This is a genomic window from Nocardiopsis sp. NPDC058631 (genome assembly GCF_042716955.1).
Taxonomy (GTDB): Bacteria; Actinomycetota; Actinomycetes; order Streptosporangiales; family Streptosporangiaceae; genus Nocardiopsis.
Genome location: NZ_JBHXQY010000030.1, coordinates 45,204 through 60,378, shown reverse-complemented (window position 1 = coordinate 60,378; position 15,175 = coordinate 45,204). Strand labels below are relative to the sequence as shown.

The window sequence follows — 15,175 nt, the reverse complement described above, 5'->3', positions numbered from 1 at the left end:
GTCCCGCCCCCACGGCCCCGGCCCCGGCGCGGAGTCCGGTGAGCGGCCGTGCGCCGTGCACTGACGTGCGATGATCGGGCCCCTGTCGGACGTCGCGGGTGATGTCGATGATGCTGGGCTCGCCCGTCTCGGACTCGGCCGAGACGCGGAGCAGGTGGCACTGGGTGGCGGGTACTCCGGGTACCTCGGGACGCGCGGGCCAGTCGCCGATGATCCTGCGCACCCGGAAGGTACGGCCGCGCCAGGTGAACCGGGCGGGGGTACCGCCCTGGGTGGAACGTACGTCGATGTGTTCGTTCAGAAGACTCACGCGGGCAGCCTATCGAACTCTTGTTCGAGAAAGTCAAGCCTCTCGAAGCGGTCGCCCTGCCGGGCTCTGCTGGACGCGGAACACCCTAGGTGCGCGCACCGGGCGGGTTGGGGACCCGTCCACGGCGTGTCGCGCCCCAGGCACCGAAGGTTCCCGCGCTACAAGGCACCCCGGGCCGAAGGCCCAAAGAAGTACAGCCCGGGTGCCCGCGGGGTTCTGGAGGTGTCGAAGGCGGGTTCGCGAGGAACGAGGACGCGCGCGAAGAGGCCGAAGGTTCCCGCGCTACAAGGCACCCCGGGCCGCAGGCCCAAGAAGGCACAGCCCGGGTGCCCGCGGGGTTCTGGAGGTGCCGAAGGCGGGTTCGCGAGGAACGAGCCAACCCGCCGCAGCCACCGAAGGTTCCCGCGTTGAAGGGCACCCGGGCCTATACAAGGAAGTACGGGGCGGGGGCGTTCGCCTGTGCGTTCGCGATCCGGTCGAGGATGCGCGGCGGCATGTCGGGCAGTGCGTCCGGGGCGAACCACCGCACCTCCAGGGTCTCGTCCCCGCCCGCGTCGGGTTCCCCGCCGACGGCGCGACAGCGGAAGGCCAGGTCGAGGAACTGCGCCCGGTCCCCGTTGGGGTAGATGTGGGGCTCCTGGCCGACCACGCTGACCAGCCGTTCGACCTCGACATCGAGGCCGGTCTCCTCTTTGACCTCGCGCACCACCGCCCGAGCGGGCTGTTCACCGGGTTCGAGGATGCCGCCGGGGGTGGCCCAGCGGCCGTCGTCGGCGCGCCTGTGCAGGAGGATGTCACCGTTCCCGCCGATCACCACAGCCGTCACCCCCACGAGGGGGAGGAGTCCGTGGCCGACGTGGTCGCGCAACGCGAGAAGGAAGTCAGGTACGGGCATGCACACGAGCCTACGAGAGCGGCGGGGGGCCGGGCGCGGTCCGACGCGGGGCCCGTGGTCCCGCGTCGTACCCCCTCAGCGCCCCCGGGAGGCGCGTAGTTCGGCGTACTCCTCCGCGAGGACCGACATCAGGACGGCGTCGTGCCACTCCCCGTCCCAGCGCAGGTACTTGCGCCAGACGCCCTCCCTGACGAATCCGGACCTGGTGTAGGACTTCTGGGCGTTGGTGTTGAACGCGAACACCTCCAGGCTCACCCGGTGCAGTCCGGCCACCGTGAACGCGTACTCCAGGACCAGGTCGGTGGCCTCGGTCCCGTAGCCCTTCCCGGTGGAGGCCATGTCGGTGAGCGCGATCCGGTACCCGGCGCAGGCGTTGGCCGGGTCGAGTTCGAGGAGCGCGCAGTCACCCACGGTCGCGCCGTCCTCGCGGGACACGATCACCCAGTCGGCGCGGTCGTGGTGGTCGGGGCGGGTGGCGTACCACCGCCGCAGCGCGTCCTCGGTGAACTCGTGGTGGGTGCCGGTGAATCTGCGGACCTCCGGGTCCATGTCCACGATCGGGCCGACCAGGGCCTCACCGCTCTTGGCGTCGAGGGGGACGAGGCGCACCTTGGTCCCGTGGAGCGCGGGCTGGTCACGGAAGACGTCGGGAGGAATCATGGTCGGGAGTCCAGCAGAGGTCCGAGGGGCTCCGCAACCGTGTTTCCGCTCTCCCGCCGCGCCCCCTGTACGATCCGGGCACGGCGCGCGGCGCCTGTGAGCACGAGGGGGTCCGGTGACGGTCGGTTCGGGAACGGTCAGCTTCCAGACGGTCCGCGAGACCAATCTGGGCGTCGTGCTGCGCACGGTTCGCGAGCTGGCCCCGTGTTCGCGTTCGGCGGTCGCGTCGGCGACGGGCCTGAACAAGACCACCGTGTCCAGCCTGGTCGCCGACCTGATGGCGCGGGGCCTGGTCCTGGAGACCGGGGAGACCTCGCGGAAGAGGGTGGGGCGCCCGGGCGTACTGCTGGCGTTGGACGACTCGTCGGTGGCGGCGGTCGGCCTGGAGGTCAACGTCGACTACCTGTCGGTGGTCGCGGTGGACCTGCTGCGGGACGAACTGGTGAGCCGCCACGTCCCCTTCGACGCCCGTTCGGCGGGCCCCGAGGAGTGCGCACGGCGCATCGCGGACACCCTGCGGGAGACCGTGGAGGCGCCTGAGCTGAGCGGGCGCGCCGTGGTGGGGGCCGGTGTGGCCGTGCCCGGTCTGATCGACGCCCCTGCGGGTACCGTCACCCACGCCCCGAACCTCGGCTGGCGTGACGTGCCCCTGCGGGACCGGGTGGTGGGGCTGCTGCGCGGGTCCGGGGTCGTGGACGTTCCCGTTCAGGTGGACAACGACGCCAACCTGGCCGTGGCGGCGGAGTACCGGGTGGGGTCCTTCGCGGGCACACCGGACATGGCGTACGTGACCGGCGAGGTGGGCATCGGCGCCGGCATCCTGGCCGGTGGCGAGCTGTTGCGGGGCGCGGGCGGATTCGCCGGCGAGGTGGGCCACCTGGCGCTCGCCCCGGACGGCCCCCAGTGCGCGTGCGGGCGCCGGGGCTGTCTGGAGGCGCTGGCGGGGATCGGCGCGATCGTGCGCGGCGCCGTGCCGGACCGGGTCCCCGACCGCGCCCTGTCGGGCAGCGACGTCGCCGGGCTGGTGGCGGTGGCGGTGGAGCGGGCCGCGAGCGGTGACGGTGTGGCCGTGGGCGCGTTGGAGCGGGCGGGCACGTGGCTGGGCCGGGGGTTGGCGACGCTCGTCAACGTCACCAACCCGAGCGTGGTGGTGCTGGGCGGGTACTTCGTGCCGATGGGGCCGTGGCTGCTGCCCAACTGCCGGGAGGAGATCGGGGCGAACGTGTTCGCGCCGGGGGCGGGCGGCTGCCGGATCGAGCTGTCGGCCCTGGGGCTGAGCGCCGCGGCCCGGGGCGGGGCCGCGGCGATGATCCACGCGTTGGACGGCGGCCTGCTGCCGCTCCCCGCGCCGAGGTCCGCGCGGGGCACGGTGGTCCCGGGAGAAATGTAGCCCGCCGGACGCGGGGACCGCTGCCGCGGCCTCCGGTCAGTCGCGGGTGAACCCGAGGGTGCCCACCGCCGTGCCCGCGCTCTCGAACACCAGGTAGACGTCGCGGGTGCCGTGCACGGGTACGCCGCCGGGGGCCACGGGTGCGCGGACTCCGGTGAAGTCGTAGCGGCCCTTCCCCGCCGGGACGTCGACGAGGGCGAGGGTCGGCCCGTTGTCGGGGTCGTCCAGCCGCAGGCGCAGGGTGGTGGCGTGTTCGGCGTTGGCCGACAGGTGGCAGGCGGCGGCCCCTCCGCCCAGGTCCACGTCGTGGAACGCCGCCCACGCACCGTCGGTCCGGGCGCGCACGGCGTCGCCGTGTTCGGGGGTGAGCGGGCACAGGGAGGTGCCCCGTGCCTGGTCGTACCCCGTGGCGGACCACGGTGTGTACGCCTCGCGGGGCGGGATGACCTCCCCGGGGACGTTCAGGGCGGCGGTGGCGCGCACGTCCGTGGCGGAGCGGCCGACGAGCACCTCGCGCGGAGCCTCCTCCACGACGAACCGGTCGCGGGTGGTGTCCCACAGGGCGAGGTCCTTCACGTCGAACGACACCTCGGCCACGGCGCCCCCGCCTGGTTCGACACGGATCCGGGTGAAGCCGCGCAGCGCGCGCAGCGGGGTCCGCACCCGGGAGGACAGCTGGCGGGTGTACACCTGCACGACCTCGTCGGCGGGGCGGCTCCCGGTGTTGGCCACCATGACCGTGACGGTGACCCGACCGCGGTCGACGGTGACGACGGGGGCCGCGTACTCGACCCGCGTGTAGCCGAGACCGTGCCCGAACGGGTAGAGCGGGTCGCCCTCGAAGTAGAGGTAGGTGCCGCGCGCGCCGATGATGTCGTAGTCGAGGATGTCGGGGAGGTCGTCGGCGGACCGGTACCAGGTCTGGGTGAGCCGTCCGGAGGGTTCGGTGTCCCCGAACAGGACGTCCGCGAGGGCGTTCCCGTACTCCTGGCCGCCGTGGGCCGACCAGAGGATCGCGGGGACGTGGTCGTCGGCCCAGGTGACGGCGAACGGGTAGCCGCTGGTGAGGACCAGGACGGTGGCCGGGTTGGCCGCGTGGACGGCGCGCAGCACCCGCTCCTGCGCGGTGGGCAGGTCGAGGTCGGTCCGGTCCTCGGTCTCGCGTCCGTTGACCATGGGGTGGTCGCCCGCGACGACGACGGCGACGTCGGCGGTCGTGGCGGCCCGTGCGGCCTCCGCGGCCCCCGATCCGAGTCCGGTGATCCGGAAGCCGGCGGCCGAGGCGGGGTCGTCGGTCAGCCGGAGGACGCCCTCGTGCCCGGCGGCGACGTGCCGTCCGGTGTGGATCTGGACGAGGCCGGCCAGGCCGTCGTGGCGCTTTTCGAACCGGAAGGTCTGGCGGACCTCCCAGGTTCCGGGTCCGGGGGCGGTGCAGGCGAGGGTGCCGTCGGGCTGCTCGTCCACGTGGAGTCCGGATCCGGCGGAGCGCAGGGCGAAGGCTCCACCGCCCCAGTCCAGGAGGTCGAAGCCGCCCGCCCCGGGGTCCTGCCCCTGGTCGGGCCCGGGGCTGTGCCCGGTCGTCTCCAGCGGTCCCCCGCCGGACGGGGAGACGACGAGCCCGTGGCCGTGCGCCTCCAGCCGGACGCGGTCGGCGCCCTCGCAGAACACGGTCTCGACGCGGCCGGCGATCCCCGCGCGAGCGGTGACGGCGTAGGGCAGTGTGCCGCTGTACCAGTCCTCCATCACGGTGTCGCCTAGCTGGCCGATGACGGCGACCCGGCGCACGTCGCGCAGCGGCAGCAGCCCGTCGTTGCGGAGCAGGACGAGTGAGCGGGTGGCTGCTTCCCGGGCGAGCGCCCGGTGCCCGGGGGTGTCGTCGGCGTACGCGCCGGCGGGGTCGGCCCCGCCGAGGGTTCCCGGCGCACCTGTCCCGGTTGCCCGGGTTGCCGGTGCCGGGGTGCCGCCGGTGTCGCGCCCCTCCACGGGCACGGGGTCGAACTCGCCGAGCCTCAGGCGGACGGACAGCACGCGGCGTGCGGCCCGGTCGATGTCGGCCTCGGTGAGCAGGCCCCGCCGCAGCGCCTCCCGGAGGTGCCCGAGGGGGGCTTCGGGGCGGTCGTCGTCCTGGGTGAGGCTGTCGACCCCGGCGCGGACGGCGTGCGCGTAGGCGGTGGGCGGGTCGGGGTGGAAGTTCTGGAGCTCGGCCAGGTTGGCGGGTGCGTAGGCGTCGCTGACCACCATCAGGTGGTCGGGGGCGGCCGTGCGCAGGACTTCGCCGATGAGCGGGCTCAGGTGCGCGGGGCGCCCGTTGACCAGGTTGTAGGAGGGCATGACGGCGACGGCCGCCCCGTCCGCGAGCGCGGGCAGGTAGGCGGGCAGCTCGTACTCGTGCAGGACCCTGGGCGGCAGGTCGCTGGAGGTGACGCAGCGGTCCTTCTCGTTGTTGTAGCCGAGGAAGTGCTTGAGGGTCGGAGCGGTGCGCAGCCGGGCGCCGTTCCCGGCGAGGCCGCGCGCGTGGGCCGTCGCGAGGAGGCCCGTCAGCCACGGGTCCTCGGAGTACCCCTCCTCGTTGCGCCCCCAGCGGGGGTCGCGCAGCGGGTTGACCACGGGGGCCCAGACGTTGCGTCCGGCTCCCCGGTCCAGGCTCGCGAGGACCGCGTCGGCGGTCGCCTCGCCCACACGGCGGAGCAGTTCGGGGTCCCAGGTGCTGGCGAGGCCGACGGCCTGCGGGTAGACGGTGGCCCGGCCGAGCCAGGCCAGTCCGTGCAGCGCCTCGGTACCGGTGCGGAAGGGGCCGAGTCCGACGCGTTCGACGGGTGCCTGGTGCTGGTGCAGGAGCCCGATCTTCTCGTCGGTGGTGAGGCGGCCGAGCAGGTCGTCCAGGCGGCGTTCGTCGGGGAGGCCCGGGTCCCGGTGGGGCGGGGCGGTCGCGTGCGTGGTCATGGGGGTTCCGTCTCTCGTGGGCGGGGCCAATGCCCCTCGAAATCGAACCGCTTCGACTCCGACATCGAAGGGACCTTGTGTGCTACATCACAGTGCAGTAATTTGTTTGTCTAAACGGCCAACTAATTCATAGCAAAATGGCCCTTCGTTTCCTACCCCCCCGGGCTTCGGCCTGTTCGACCGAAGGAACGACGCTATGCCCCCCACCCCCCTGCTACCCATGCCCGGCCGTCGGCGCTTCCTCGGCCTGATGGGAGCCTCCACCGCCGCCGCCCTCTCGGCGGGCGCGCTCTCCGGCTGCTCGTCGGACCCGGGCAGCGGTGGCGGCGGCTCCGCCTCCGCCGCCACCTCGCTGGACGACCTGATCCCCACGTACGTCCCCTTCGAGGGCGTCACCCCCGACATCGAGGGGCTGCACGGCGCGCCCTCCGGGTTCACGTCCTACCCCGACACGTTCCTCCAAGCGGTGTCCGAGCCGCGGGGACGCGGCGGCGAGTACACGGCGATGACCCCCATGTGGGGCCCGATCCCGCCGGGTCTGGGCAACAACTCGTTCTTCGACTACGTCAACGAGCGGCTGGGCTCCACGGTCAGGTTCAACTTCCAGGACGGCAACACGATCATCGACAAGATGAACGCGGTGATCGCCGGGCGCGACGTCGCCGACATCACGATGTTCCCCGACTGGGTCATCAACCTGATCCCCCAGTTCAACCGGGCCGTGGGCGAACTCTTCGAGGACCTGACCCCGCACCTGGCCGGCGACGCGGCCGCCGCCTACCCCCTGCTGGCCAACCTGGACAGTGACGCCTGGCGCTGGAACGTCTTCAACGGGCAGCTCCAGGGCGTGCCCTGGCCGTCCGAACCGTTCAGCAACTGGGTCCTGTACCGGCGCGACCTCCTGGAGGAGTACGGCCTGGAGCCGCCCACCAGCCCGGACGACCTGTTCGCGATCGGCGAGGAGATCAACGACCCGGACGGCAACCGGTGGGCGTTCGGCGACTTCAACCTCAGCATCCGCCAGGTGTTCGGCGCCCCCAAGCAGTGGCGCTACCAGAACGGCGAGCTCACCCACATGTTCGAGACGGAGGAGTGGCGGGCGAGCGTCGAGTACATGCGCAGGCTGTTCGACGCCGGGCTCGTCCACCCCGACGTCGTCGCCAAGGCGGACAACTCCAAGGAGCTGCTCAACTCCGGCCAGATCGTCTTCAACCAGGACGGCATCGGCGCCTGGCATGAGGCGTACGCGGCGATGCTCGGCGACAACCCCGACTTCCGCCTGGACCTGATGCCGGTGTTCGGCGACTCCGGACGGGACCCCGTCATGCACAGCGGGGACCCCTCCGCGCAGTCCGTGTTCGTGCGCAAGGGGATGGAGCCCGAGCAGGTGGAGGAGATCCTCGGCGTCCTCGACTTCTGCGCGGCGCCGTTCGGCACCCGGGAGTACATGGACTACCGGTACGGCGAGGAGGGGGTCCACCACGAGCGCTCCGACCAGGGCGCGCCCCAGCTGACCGACCTGGGCAACAGCGAGGTCAACGACGGCTACTACTTCCTGAGCGGGCGCCCCCAGGCGATCACCGAGAGCCAGTACCCGGACTTCGTCGAGTGGAAGACGACCTGGTTCAACCACGCCACCCAGTTCAGCGAGGACGACCCGTTCGCGGGCATCCGTATCCAGCGCCCCGAGCGCTTCTCCGGCGCGGAGACACCCATGACCGACAGGGTCGAGGACATCATCCGCGGGCGCGAGGAGCTCGGCCAACTGGACCAGGCCCTCGCGGACTGGCGGCGCGACGGCGGCGACGAGGGCCGGGAGTTCTACATGGAGGTCCTCCAGGAGCACGGCCGTGACTGAGCGGACCGACGCACCCGTCGGCGGCGCCTCCGGTTCCGGACCCCCGCAAGGGTCCGGGGCCGGGCTCGGCGCGGGCCGGATCCCGCACGCACCGCGCCCGGCCCCCGCGTCCCGCAGACGCGGGGGCCGGGCCCGGCCACGGACCGTCCCCGACGTCCGGCGCCCGTCCCGCGCCCCGCTGCGCTCCCGGCTGCGCCGGGACTGGCAACTGCTGCTGATGACGGCCCCGGCGCTCGGCCTGCTGGCGGTCTTCCACTACGCGCCGACCCTCGGCAACGTCATCGCCTTCCAGGAGTACAACCCCTGGGACGGGGTCCTGGGCAGCCCCTGGGTGGGTTTCGCCCAGTTCGAGCGGTTGTTCACCGACCAGCGTTTCTGGAGCGCGGCGGGCAACACCCTGGTCATCGCCGCCGTCCAACTGGTGTTCTTCTTCCCGGTCCCGATCGCCCTGGCGATCCTGCTGGACAGCGTCATGACCCCGAGGCTGCGGCTGCTCCTCCAGAGCATCGTCTACATGCCGCACTTCTTCTCCTGGGTCCTGGTCGTCACCCTGTTCCAGCAGATCCTGGGCGGGGCCGGGCTGTTCTCCCAGATGTTGCGGCAGAACGGGTACGCGCCGCTGGAGATCATGAGCAACCCCGACGCGTTCCTGTTCGTGGTCACCTCCCAGATGATCTGGAAGGACGCCGGGTGGGGGACGATCATCTTCCTCGCCGCGCTGGCGGCCATCAACCAGAACCTCTACGAGTCGGCGGCCGTGGACGGCGCCAACCGCTGGCAGCGCATGTGGCACATCACCCTGCCCGGCCTGCGGCCCGTCATCGTCCTGCTGCTGATCCTGAAGATCGGCGACATCCTCAACGTCGGGTTCGAGCAGTTCTACCTGCAACGGGACGCCTTCGGAGCCCAGGTCTCCGAGGTACTGGACACCTTCATCTACCACCAGACCCTGGTCACGGGGAACTTCGGTGCGGGAGCGGTCGCGGGCCTGGTGAAGGGCGTCGTCGGCCTGGTCCTGATCCTGCTGGCCAACAAGCTGGCCCACAAGATGGGCGAAAACGGAATCTACCGACGCGCATGAGCACACTGTTCAAGGACCGCCCCGTGTGGGCGGAACGCCCGAGCCTCCCCGTCCGCACAGCGAAGAACACCATGCTGGCGGCGATCGCGGCCGTCATCGTCCTCCCCCTCTACGTCGTGATCCTGACCAGCGTGTCCCCCGCCTCCGCGGTCAACAGCGCGGGCGGCCTCGTCCTGGTGCCGCAGGGCTTCTCCCTCCAGGCCTACGCCGACCTGTTCGGCGGCGGCGTGGTGACCCGGGCCGTGCTGGTCAGCCTGGGGGTGACGGCGGTCGGCACGGCCGTCAGCCTGGCCGCCACGGTCCTGGCCGCGTACGGACTGTCCCAGCCGGGTTCGTTGTGGCACCGGCCGCTGCTGTTCGCGGTCCTGCTGACGTTCCTGTTCGCACCCGGCATGATTCCGCTGTACCTGCTGGTCAGCGACCTGGGCCTGATCGACAGCTACTGGTCGCTGATCCTGCCGACGGCGGTCAACGCGTTCAACCTGGTGGTGATGCGGGCGTTCTTCATGAACCTGCCGGGGGAGATCGCCGACAGCGCCCGGGTGGACGGCGCCAACGAGTGGACCATCCTGACCCGGCTGGTCCTGCCGATGTCGAAGGGGGTCACCGCGGTCGTCGGGCTGTTCTACGCGGTGGGCTACTGGAACGCCTTCTTCAACGCGATCCTCTACATCAACGACAACGCCAAGTGGCCGTTGCAGCTGGTGCTGCGGCAGTACGTCCAGCAGGGGCAGCAGCTCAGTTCGAGTTCGGTGATCGGCGACGCGGCCCAGGGGACGGCGTCGGCGCCCAACCTGGCCATCCAGATGGCCATCGTCGTGGTGGCCCTGGTGCCGGTCACCTTCATCTACCCCCTGGTGCAGAAGCACTTCACGAAGGGCGTCATCATCGGCGCGGTCAAGGGATAGGCGGGACCGGCGGCCCGCCCGGACCGGGCGGGCCGGGCGGGCCGCCGGGAGCGGGTGCCGGAACGCGTTCCCCGGCCCCCGCGTCCCCCTCCTAGGCCGGATCCCCGTAGACGATGCCCCGACCGTTGGTGCCGATGTAGACCCGGCCGTAGACGTTCGGGTCACCGGTCACCACGGCGCCGGTCCAGCCCCACTGGTGCTGGTCGTCGTTGATCCGGACCCAGGACCCGCCCGCGTCGTCGGAGCGGAAGATCCCCCGCACACCGTCGATCCGCGAACTGGTGTAGACCGCCGGGTAGTCGGAGCCCGGCGCGGGGGCGCCGAAGCCGACCGCGTCGCCCTCGTCCACCGCCTCGACGCGCTCGAAGGACGCGCCCGCGTCGGTGGTGCGCCACATCCCGTAGTCGTCCCCGGTTCCCCCGGCGACCCACACGTCCCCGGTGTGGCCGGGTACCGCGCCGAAGCGGATGTTGCCCTCGGCGGGCAGACCGTCGAAGCCCGCCGTGAAGCCGGCCCCGCCGTCCGTGCTGGTGTAGAAGGTCCCTCCCGAGACGGCGTAGAAGACGTCCGGGTCCACCCTGTCGGCCTCGACCCTGGCCCCCTGGGGGACCCCGGTGGACGCCGTCCACGACGACCCGGTGGTGGTGGACACGTGCACCCCTGTGCCGTCCGGGCTCCACACGATCGCGGCGCCGTCGGCGCCGACCGCGACGGTGCCGCCGCCGGTCACCCCGGCGGGTTCCTGCCCGGCCCACCAGCTGTCACCGCCGTTGGTGGACAGCCCGATGGCGGCGTCGTCCGCTCCCCCGCCGACCCGCGCGAGGGTGGCGGGCGCCAGCTCGGCGAAGTCGAGGCTGGTCCCGGCCCCCCAGTGGGGCTCGTGGAACATGCGGTCGGGGACGGTGTCCAGGTCCTCGTGGGTGAAGCCGCCGAGGTCGAGCATCGCCGAGTGGAGGGGCGCGCCCTCGGGCGGGCTGATCAGGTCGTTGACGGCGGTCTCCTCGATGCCGTGGGCCCTCACCCCGATGTCGAAGGTGGTGTCGGTGTCCCAGTTGGTGAGGTTGTCGCTGCCGTAGACGGTGGCGCCGGTGCCGTACATGAACCTGTCGGAGTCGAACGGGTCGATGGCCATGGCCTGGGTCATCCAGCCGAGCTTGGGCTGGGTCTCGGGGGGTGTGCCGGTGCCGCCCCAGTCGAGCCAGGGCGCCGTGGAGATGTCCATGTCGTAGCGGGTCTCGCGCTCGGGGTAGGAGCTGTACTCCCAGGCCTGCGTCCAGGTCTGGCCCCGGTCGGTGCTGCGGTAGATCTGGATGTCCGGCCACCAGGAGATCTGGGTGGCGACCATCAGCGTGTCCGGGTCCTGGCGGTCGAGGGTGAGTCCGCCGTAGCCGAAGTAGTTGTCCGCGGAGTCGGAGGGCACGGGACTGATGCGCGTCCACTCGCCGCTGGCGGTGTCGAGCCGCCACACGTCGCCGGAGTCGCCGTCGTAGGGGCCGGGGGTGCTGGTGGTGGCGAGGTAGAGCTGGCCGCCCTCGTGGTCCACGACCGCGTGCGCGGGCAGGAACCCGGTGGGCGCCCCGGGAACGGGTTCCCAGGTCAGACCGCCGTCCTGGCTCCTGTAGAGGGGGTCGTCGAGGTCGCCGACGCCCGCGTAGACGTCCTGGGTGGGTTCGCCGGGGGTGCCGCTGGAGGGGTCGAGGGCCACCCAGGTGACGCCGGTGATGTCGCTCATCATCCCCGTGTCGTCGCCGGGGTCCTGGACGTAGTCGCCGGGGTTGGGGAACTCCTCCACCTCGGCCCAGGTCTCACCGGAGTCGGTGCTGCGCTACAGCCCGTGGCCGCCCCGCGCCCCGAAGTACACGATGCTGTTGTCGTTGGGGTCCACGGCGAGGCGTTCACCCAGGCCGCGTCCGGGCATGTTGCCGCCGAGCTTGAACGGCAGCTCGGTGGCCTCCCAGGTCTCACCCCGGTCGTCGGAGCGCAGGATGGCCCCGTTGTTCGGGTCCCAGTCGTTGGTGTAGGTGCCCGCGGCGGCGTAGACGCGGTCGGGGTCGACCGGGTCGGTGGCGATGCTCACCACACCCGTCCAGCCCCAGTCGTCCCAGCCCACCCAGTCGAGCAGGGGGTCCCAGCGCTCGGTGGCGGTGTCCCAGCGGTAGGCGCCGCCGATGTCGGTGCGGGCGTAGGCCAGGCCGGGTTCGGTCTCGCTGAAGACGATGCCGGGCACGAACCCGCCGCCGGCGATCTGGGCGTTGTCCCACGTGTACGCGTCCGGTGCGGGGGACGGTTCGGCGGGGGCGGCGTCGGCGGTGGTCCCGGCGGCAGCGACGGCCGTCGCGGCGAACACCGTCGCGGCGGTGGCGGCCAGGAACCGCCGTGACCGGGCGGAGAGTTCGGAGAGTTCGGGGGGTTCGGGGGATCCGGCGGGGCCGGGCGGGTGCGGAGGCATGGGCGGGCTCCTCGGTGGGGGACACGTCCGCCGCCGGTAAATCCGGAACCCGGGGGCAGGCGCGAATTCATGATTAGTCTGATGAGGCGACTAAGTGGCGGCAAGGGGTATTGGGACACTAATTTCGAAGCGCTTCGACTGTGGCGCGGCGCCACCTTCGCGCTCTTCCCCTCCCGCCCCGCCGGTCCTGCGCACACGCGGTCGGAGGGCCCGCGGGCCCCGCCCTCCGACCGGCCGCCGACCGCGCCGGAGGGCCCCGCTCCCGGCGGCGGCTCCTCCGCCGTGCCGGGGCGGGCCTCCCACGCGGCGGGCGGAACCGTCCCGCTACGCCATGTCCGCCACCGTCGCGGCGTCGACGGGCCTCGGGGTGAGCGCGTACTCCGGTGGGGTCTCCCCCATGAGGTGCCGGACGAAGTAGTCCCAGCGCCGCCGCCACCAGTAGCGCTGCCTCGCCAGCAGCGAGTGGTCGGCGTTGGGGACGATCAGCAGGTCGAAGTCCCTGTCCGCGTCGATGAGCGCGTCGACGAGGCGCATCGTGACGTGGGGCGTGACGTTGTCGTCGAGCTCGCCGTGGACGAGCAGCAGCTTGCCGACGAGGTTGCCCGCGTGGGCCTCGGTGGCGTGCGCGGCGTACAGGTCGTCGCCGGGGTCGGCCACGTAGGTCTCCCCCCAGGCCGCGTGGTAGACGAGGGCGTCGTGGCCGCCGGCGCTGGAGACCGCCGCCTTGAAGAACTCCGGGTGCAGCATCAGGGCCCTGGCCGACTCGTATCCCCCGCCCGAGTGGCCGTAGATGCCGACCCGGTCGAGGTCCATCCAGGGGTGGAGCTGCCCGAGCTGGGTGATCACGGCGACGTGGTCGTCGAGGCCGACCGTGTCGCCCTCCCCGCGGGTCGCCGTCTGGAACGCCTTGCTCCTGCGGGGGGTGCCGCGGGTGTCGACGACGACCACGGCGAACCCCAGTGCCGCCATGGACACCGCGTGGTCGTGGGCGGGGCCGCAGGAGCGGGGGTAGCGGACGCTGACCACGCTGGTCTGGGGGCCGGGGTAGGTCTCGTCGAGGACCGGGTACTTGCGGTCCGGGTCGAGGCCGTGGGGCCGGTAGAGCAGGCCCCAGAGGTCGGTCACCCCGTCCGCGGCCTTCACGGTGAACCGCTCGGGAGGCTCGAACCCGGCCTCGACCAGGGCGGAGGCGTCGGCGGTGTCCAGTGTCGCGGTGGTGTTCCCGTCGCGGTCCAGGAGCAGGGTGCGGGCGGGCTCGTCGATCCAGGAGACGACGTCGACGAAGCACCTGCCGTCGGGGGAGGCCGTGACCTCGTGGTCGCGGCCGTCCTCCAGGAGGGTGTCCACGCGGCCGGTGGCCAGGTCCACACGGCAGAAGGCGCGGGCATAGGGATCGGCCGCGGCGTCACGGCCCGTCGCGGTGAAGTAGGCGTACTCCGGGTCGGCGGAGACGAGGTCGACCACGAGCCACTCCCCCGAGGTCAGCGCACGGTCGGAGCCGTCGGCGCCGACGAGGTGGAGGTGCCCCCAGCCGGAGCGGTCGGACCACCGGACGACGTCTCCGTTGGGCAGGACGCGGATGTTGGGGCGGGTTCCGAAGACGGGGTGCGACTGGACCGGCGATTCGCCCTCCTCCCGGTGGACGGTGCGGGTGCGGCCGGTTCCGGGGTCCATCGCCCACAGGGTGAGGGCCCGGTTCCCGCGGTCTCCGGTGGTCCAGAACAATTCCTCGTCCCGGTGGCCCCACCAGGCGTGGCCGGACTGGAACTCGGAGAGGTACCCGGCCACCTGCGGACCGCAGTCGGCGGTGGTGAGGGTGCCTGCGGCGACGTCGACCGCCACCATCAGGGCGGTCGGGACGTGCTCGTCACCGACCATGGCGTAGCGGTAGGAGTGCAGCACGGGCCGGCCGCCGCCGGGAGGGCGTGCCTGTGTCAGGTGCATCCGCTCCACCCGGCGCTGGTCGATCCGGTGCGTGGCGATGCGGGTGGAGTCCGCGGACCAGGCCAGCAGCGGCGGGGTGCGGATGCCGAGCGGTTCGAGCACGTGCCGGAACGCGGTGATGTCGGGCGGTGTGGCGTAGGAGTGGTCGGGCCCGCCGTCGGTGGTGAGCCTGCGCTCCTCTCCGGTGTTCCGCTCCCGCAGCCACAGGTCGTGGTCGCGCACGAACGCGATGAGCTTTCCGTCGGGGGAGGGCGACTCGTCCATCGCCGCCCCCTCCCCGGCGATCGCGGTGCAGGTCGCGGTGGCCCCGTCGTAGGCGAGCTCGACCGGCCCGGCGCAGATGCGGACCCCGTCCGCCCCGAAGACCAGGTCGGAGACCGGCAGGCCACCGGGCTCCAGCGGGGTCGCGAGCGCCTCCGACAGGCCGGCGGCGACCGCGTCGTGGTCGAAGGCCGGGAAGACCCGGCCGGTCAGGCCGTCGACGCGGACGTACCGCGAGCCCGCCCCCGAGTCCAGGGCGCACCAGAAGTCGGGGCCGCCGCCGATCCACCGCGGGACCACCCGGCCCCCCGTGACCAGCGAGCTCCAGACGTCGGGCAGCAGTCCCTCGGCGACGGCGTAGCGTTCGGACAGCGGTGTGGACACGGAGGTCCCTCCTCGGGATCGGGTGGGGTGCATGCCTCCATGGAAAAGCCTGACGCCGCGTCGGGGTCAAGCGGGCCGGGGCGCCCCGGCGG

General features: G+C 72.4%; 8 protein-coding genes and 2 pseudogenes. 4 read left to right on the top strand and 6 right to left on the bottom strand.

The window, feature by feature from the left end; all coding sequences use genetic code 11:
* Nucleotides 1–91: 91 nt before the first annotated feature.
* The 3 genes and pseudogenes from ACFWTE_RS12800 to ACFWTE_RS12790 all read right to left on the bottom strand — a co-directional run.
* A pseudogene (locus ACFWTE_RS12800) lies at nt 92–310 on the bottom strand (DUF6504 family protein); the annotation flags it as partial.
* Nucleotides 311–734: 424 nt separating this feature from the next.
* Entirely contained in the window at nt 735–1,205 is a 471-nt protein-coding gene (locus tag ACFWTE_RS12795) for an NUDIX domain-containing protein (protein ID WP_378779508.1), read from the bottom strand.
* Between the two features lie 75 nt (nt 1,206–1,280).
* The gene (locus ACFWTE_RS12790) at nt 1,281–1,865 is read right to left on the bottom strand and encodes a GNAT family N-acetyltransferase (RefSeq protein ID WP_378779507.1); all 585 of its coding nucleotides are present in this window, start codon (nt 1,863–1,865) and stop codon (nt 1,281–1,283) included.
* 115 nt (nt 1,866–1,980) lie between these two features.
* Here ACFWTE_RS12790 and ACFWTE_RS12785 point away from each other — a divergent pair, with 115 nt between their 5' ends.
* Nucleotides 1,981–3,255, top strand: coding sequence for an ROK family protein (locus tag ACFWTE_RS12785; RefSeq protein WP_378779506.1), 1,275 nt, complete (start codon nt 1,981–1,983; stop codon nt 3,253–3,255).
* A gap of 36 nt (nt 3,256–3,291) precedes the next feature.
* Here ACFWTE_RS12785 and ACFWTE_RS12780 read toward each other — a convergent pair whose 3' ends face one another.
* Nucleotides 3,292–6,198 (bottom strand): glycoside hydrolase family 3 C-terminal domain-containing protein, encoded by a 2,907-nt coding sequence (locus ACFWTE_RS12780; protein WP_378779505.1) that lies wholly within the window; start codon nt 6,196–6,198, stop codon nt 3,292–3,294.
* 196 nt (nt 6,199–6,394) lie between these two features.
* Here ACFWTE_RS12780 and ACFWTE_RS12775 point away from each other — a divergent pair, with 196 nt between their 5' ends.
* From ACFWTE_RS12775 to ACFWTE_RS12765, 3 genes are all read left to right on the top strand, one after another.
* The gene (locus ACFWTE_RS12775) at nt 6,395–8,056 is read left to right on the top strand and encodes an extracellular solute-binding protein (protein WP_378779503.1); all 1,662 of its coding nucleotides are present in this window, start codon (nt 6,395–6,397) and stop codon (nt 8,054–8,056) included.
* Nucleotides 8,057–8,135: 79 nt separating this feature from the next.
* On the top strand, nt 8,136–9,137 hold the full coding sequence (locus ACFWTE_RS12770; protein ID WP_378779511.1) for an ABC transporter permease: 1,002 nt from the start codon (nt 8,136–8,138) through the stop codon (nt 9,135–9,137).
* Nucleotides 9,134–10,045, top strand: a complete 912-nt coding sequence (locus tag ACFWTE_RS12765) for a carbohydrate ABC transporter permease (RefSeq protein WP_378779502.1) — start codon at nt 9,134–9,136, stop codon at nt 10,043–10,045. The genes ACFWTE_RS12770 and ACFWTE_RS12765 overlap by 4 nt, the downstream gene beginning before the upstream one ends.
* 1 nt (nt 10,046) lies before the next feature.
* Here the strand turns inward: ACFWTE_RS12765 and ACFWTE_RS12760 are convergent.
* Together ACFWTE_RS12760 and ACFWTE_RS12755 are read right to left on the bottom strand one after the other, a co-directional pair.
* Nucleotides 10,047–12,494 (bottom strand): annotated as a pseudogene (locus ACFWTE_RS12760) (WD40/YVTN/BNR-like repeat-containing protein); the annotation flags it as partial.
* Between the two features lie 324 nt (nt 12,495–12,818).
* Nucleotides 12,819–15,083: a DPP IV N-terminal domain-containing protein gene (locus ACFWTE_RS12755; protein ID WP_378779501.1), complete on the bottom strand. Its 2,265-nt coding sequence runs from the start codon at nt 15,081–15,083 to the stop codon at nt 12,819–12,821.
* Nucleotides 15,084–15,175 lie beyond the last annotated feature (92 nt).

Bases quoted from the DNA above. Each gene is read 5' to 3' on its own strand.
- ACFWTE_RS12795 (WP_378779508.1), bottom strand. From the start codon at position 1,205: ATGCCCGTACCTGACTTCCTTCTCGCGTTGCGCGACCACGTCGGCCAC.
- ACFWTE_RS12790 (WP_378779507.1), bottom strand. From the start codon at position 1,865: ATGATTCCTCCCGACGTCTTCCGTGACCAGCCCGCGCTCCACGGGACC.
- ACFWTE_RS12780 (WP_378779505.1), bottom strand. From the start codon at position 6,198: ATGACCACGCACGCGACCGCCCCGCCCCACCGGGACCCGGGCCTCCCC.
- ACFWTE_RS12775 (WP_378779503.1), top strand. From the start codon at position 6,395: ATGCCCCCCACCCCCCTGCTACCCATGCCCGGCCGTCGGCGCTTCCTC.
- ACFWTE_RS12765 (WP_378779502.1), top strand. From the start codon at position 9,134: ATGAGCACACTGTTCAAGGACCGCCCCGTGTGGGCGGAACGCCCGAGC.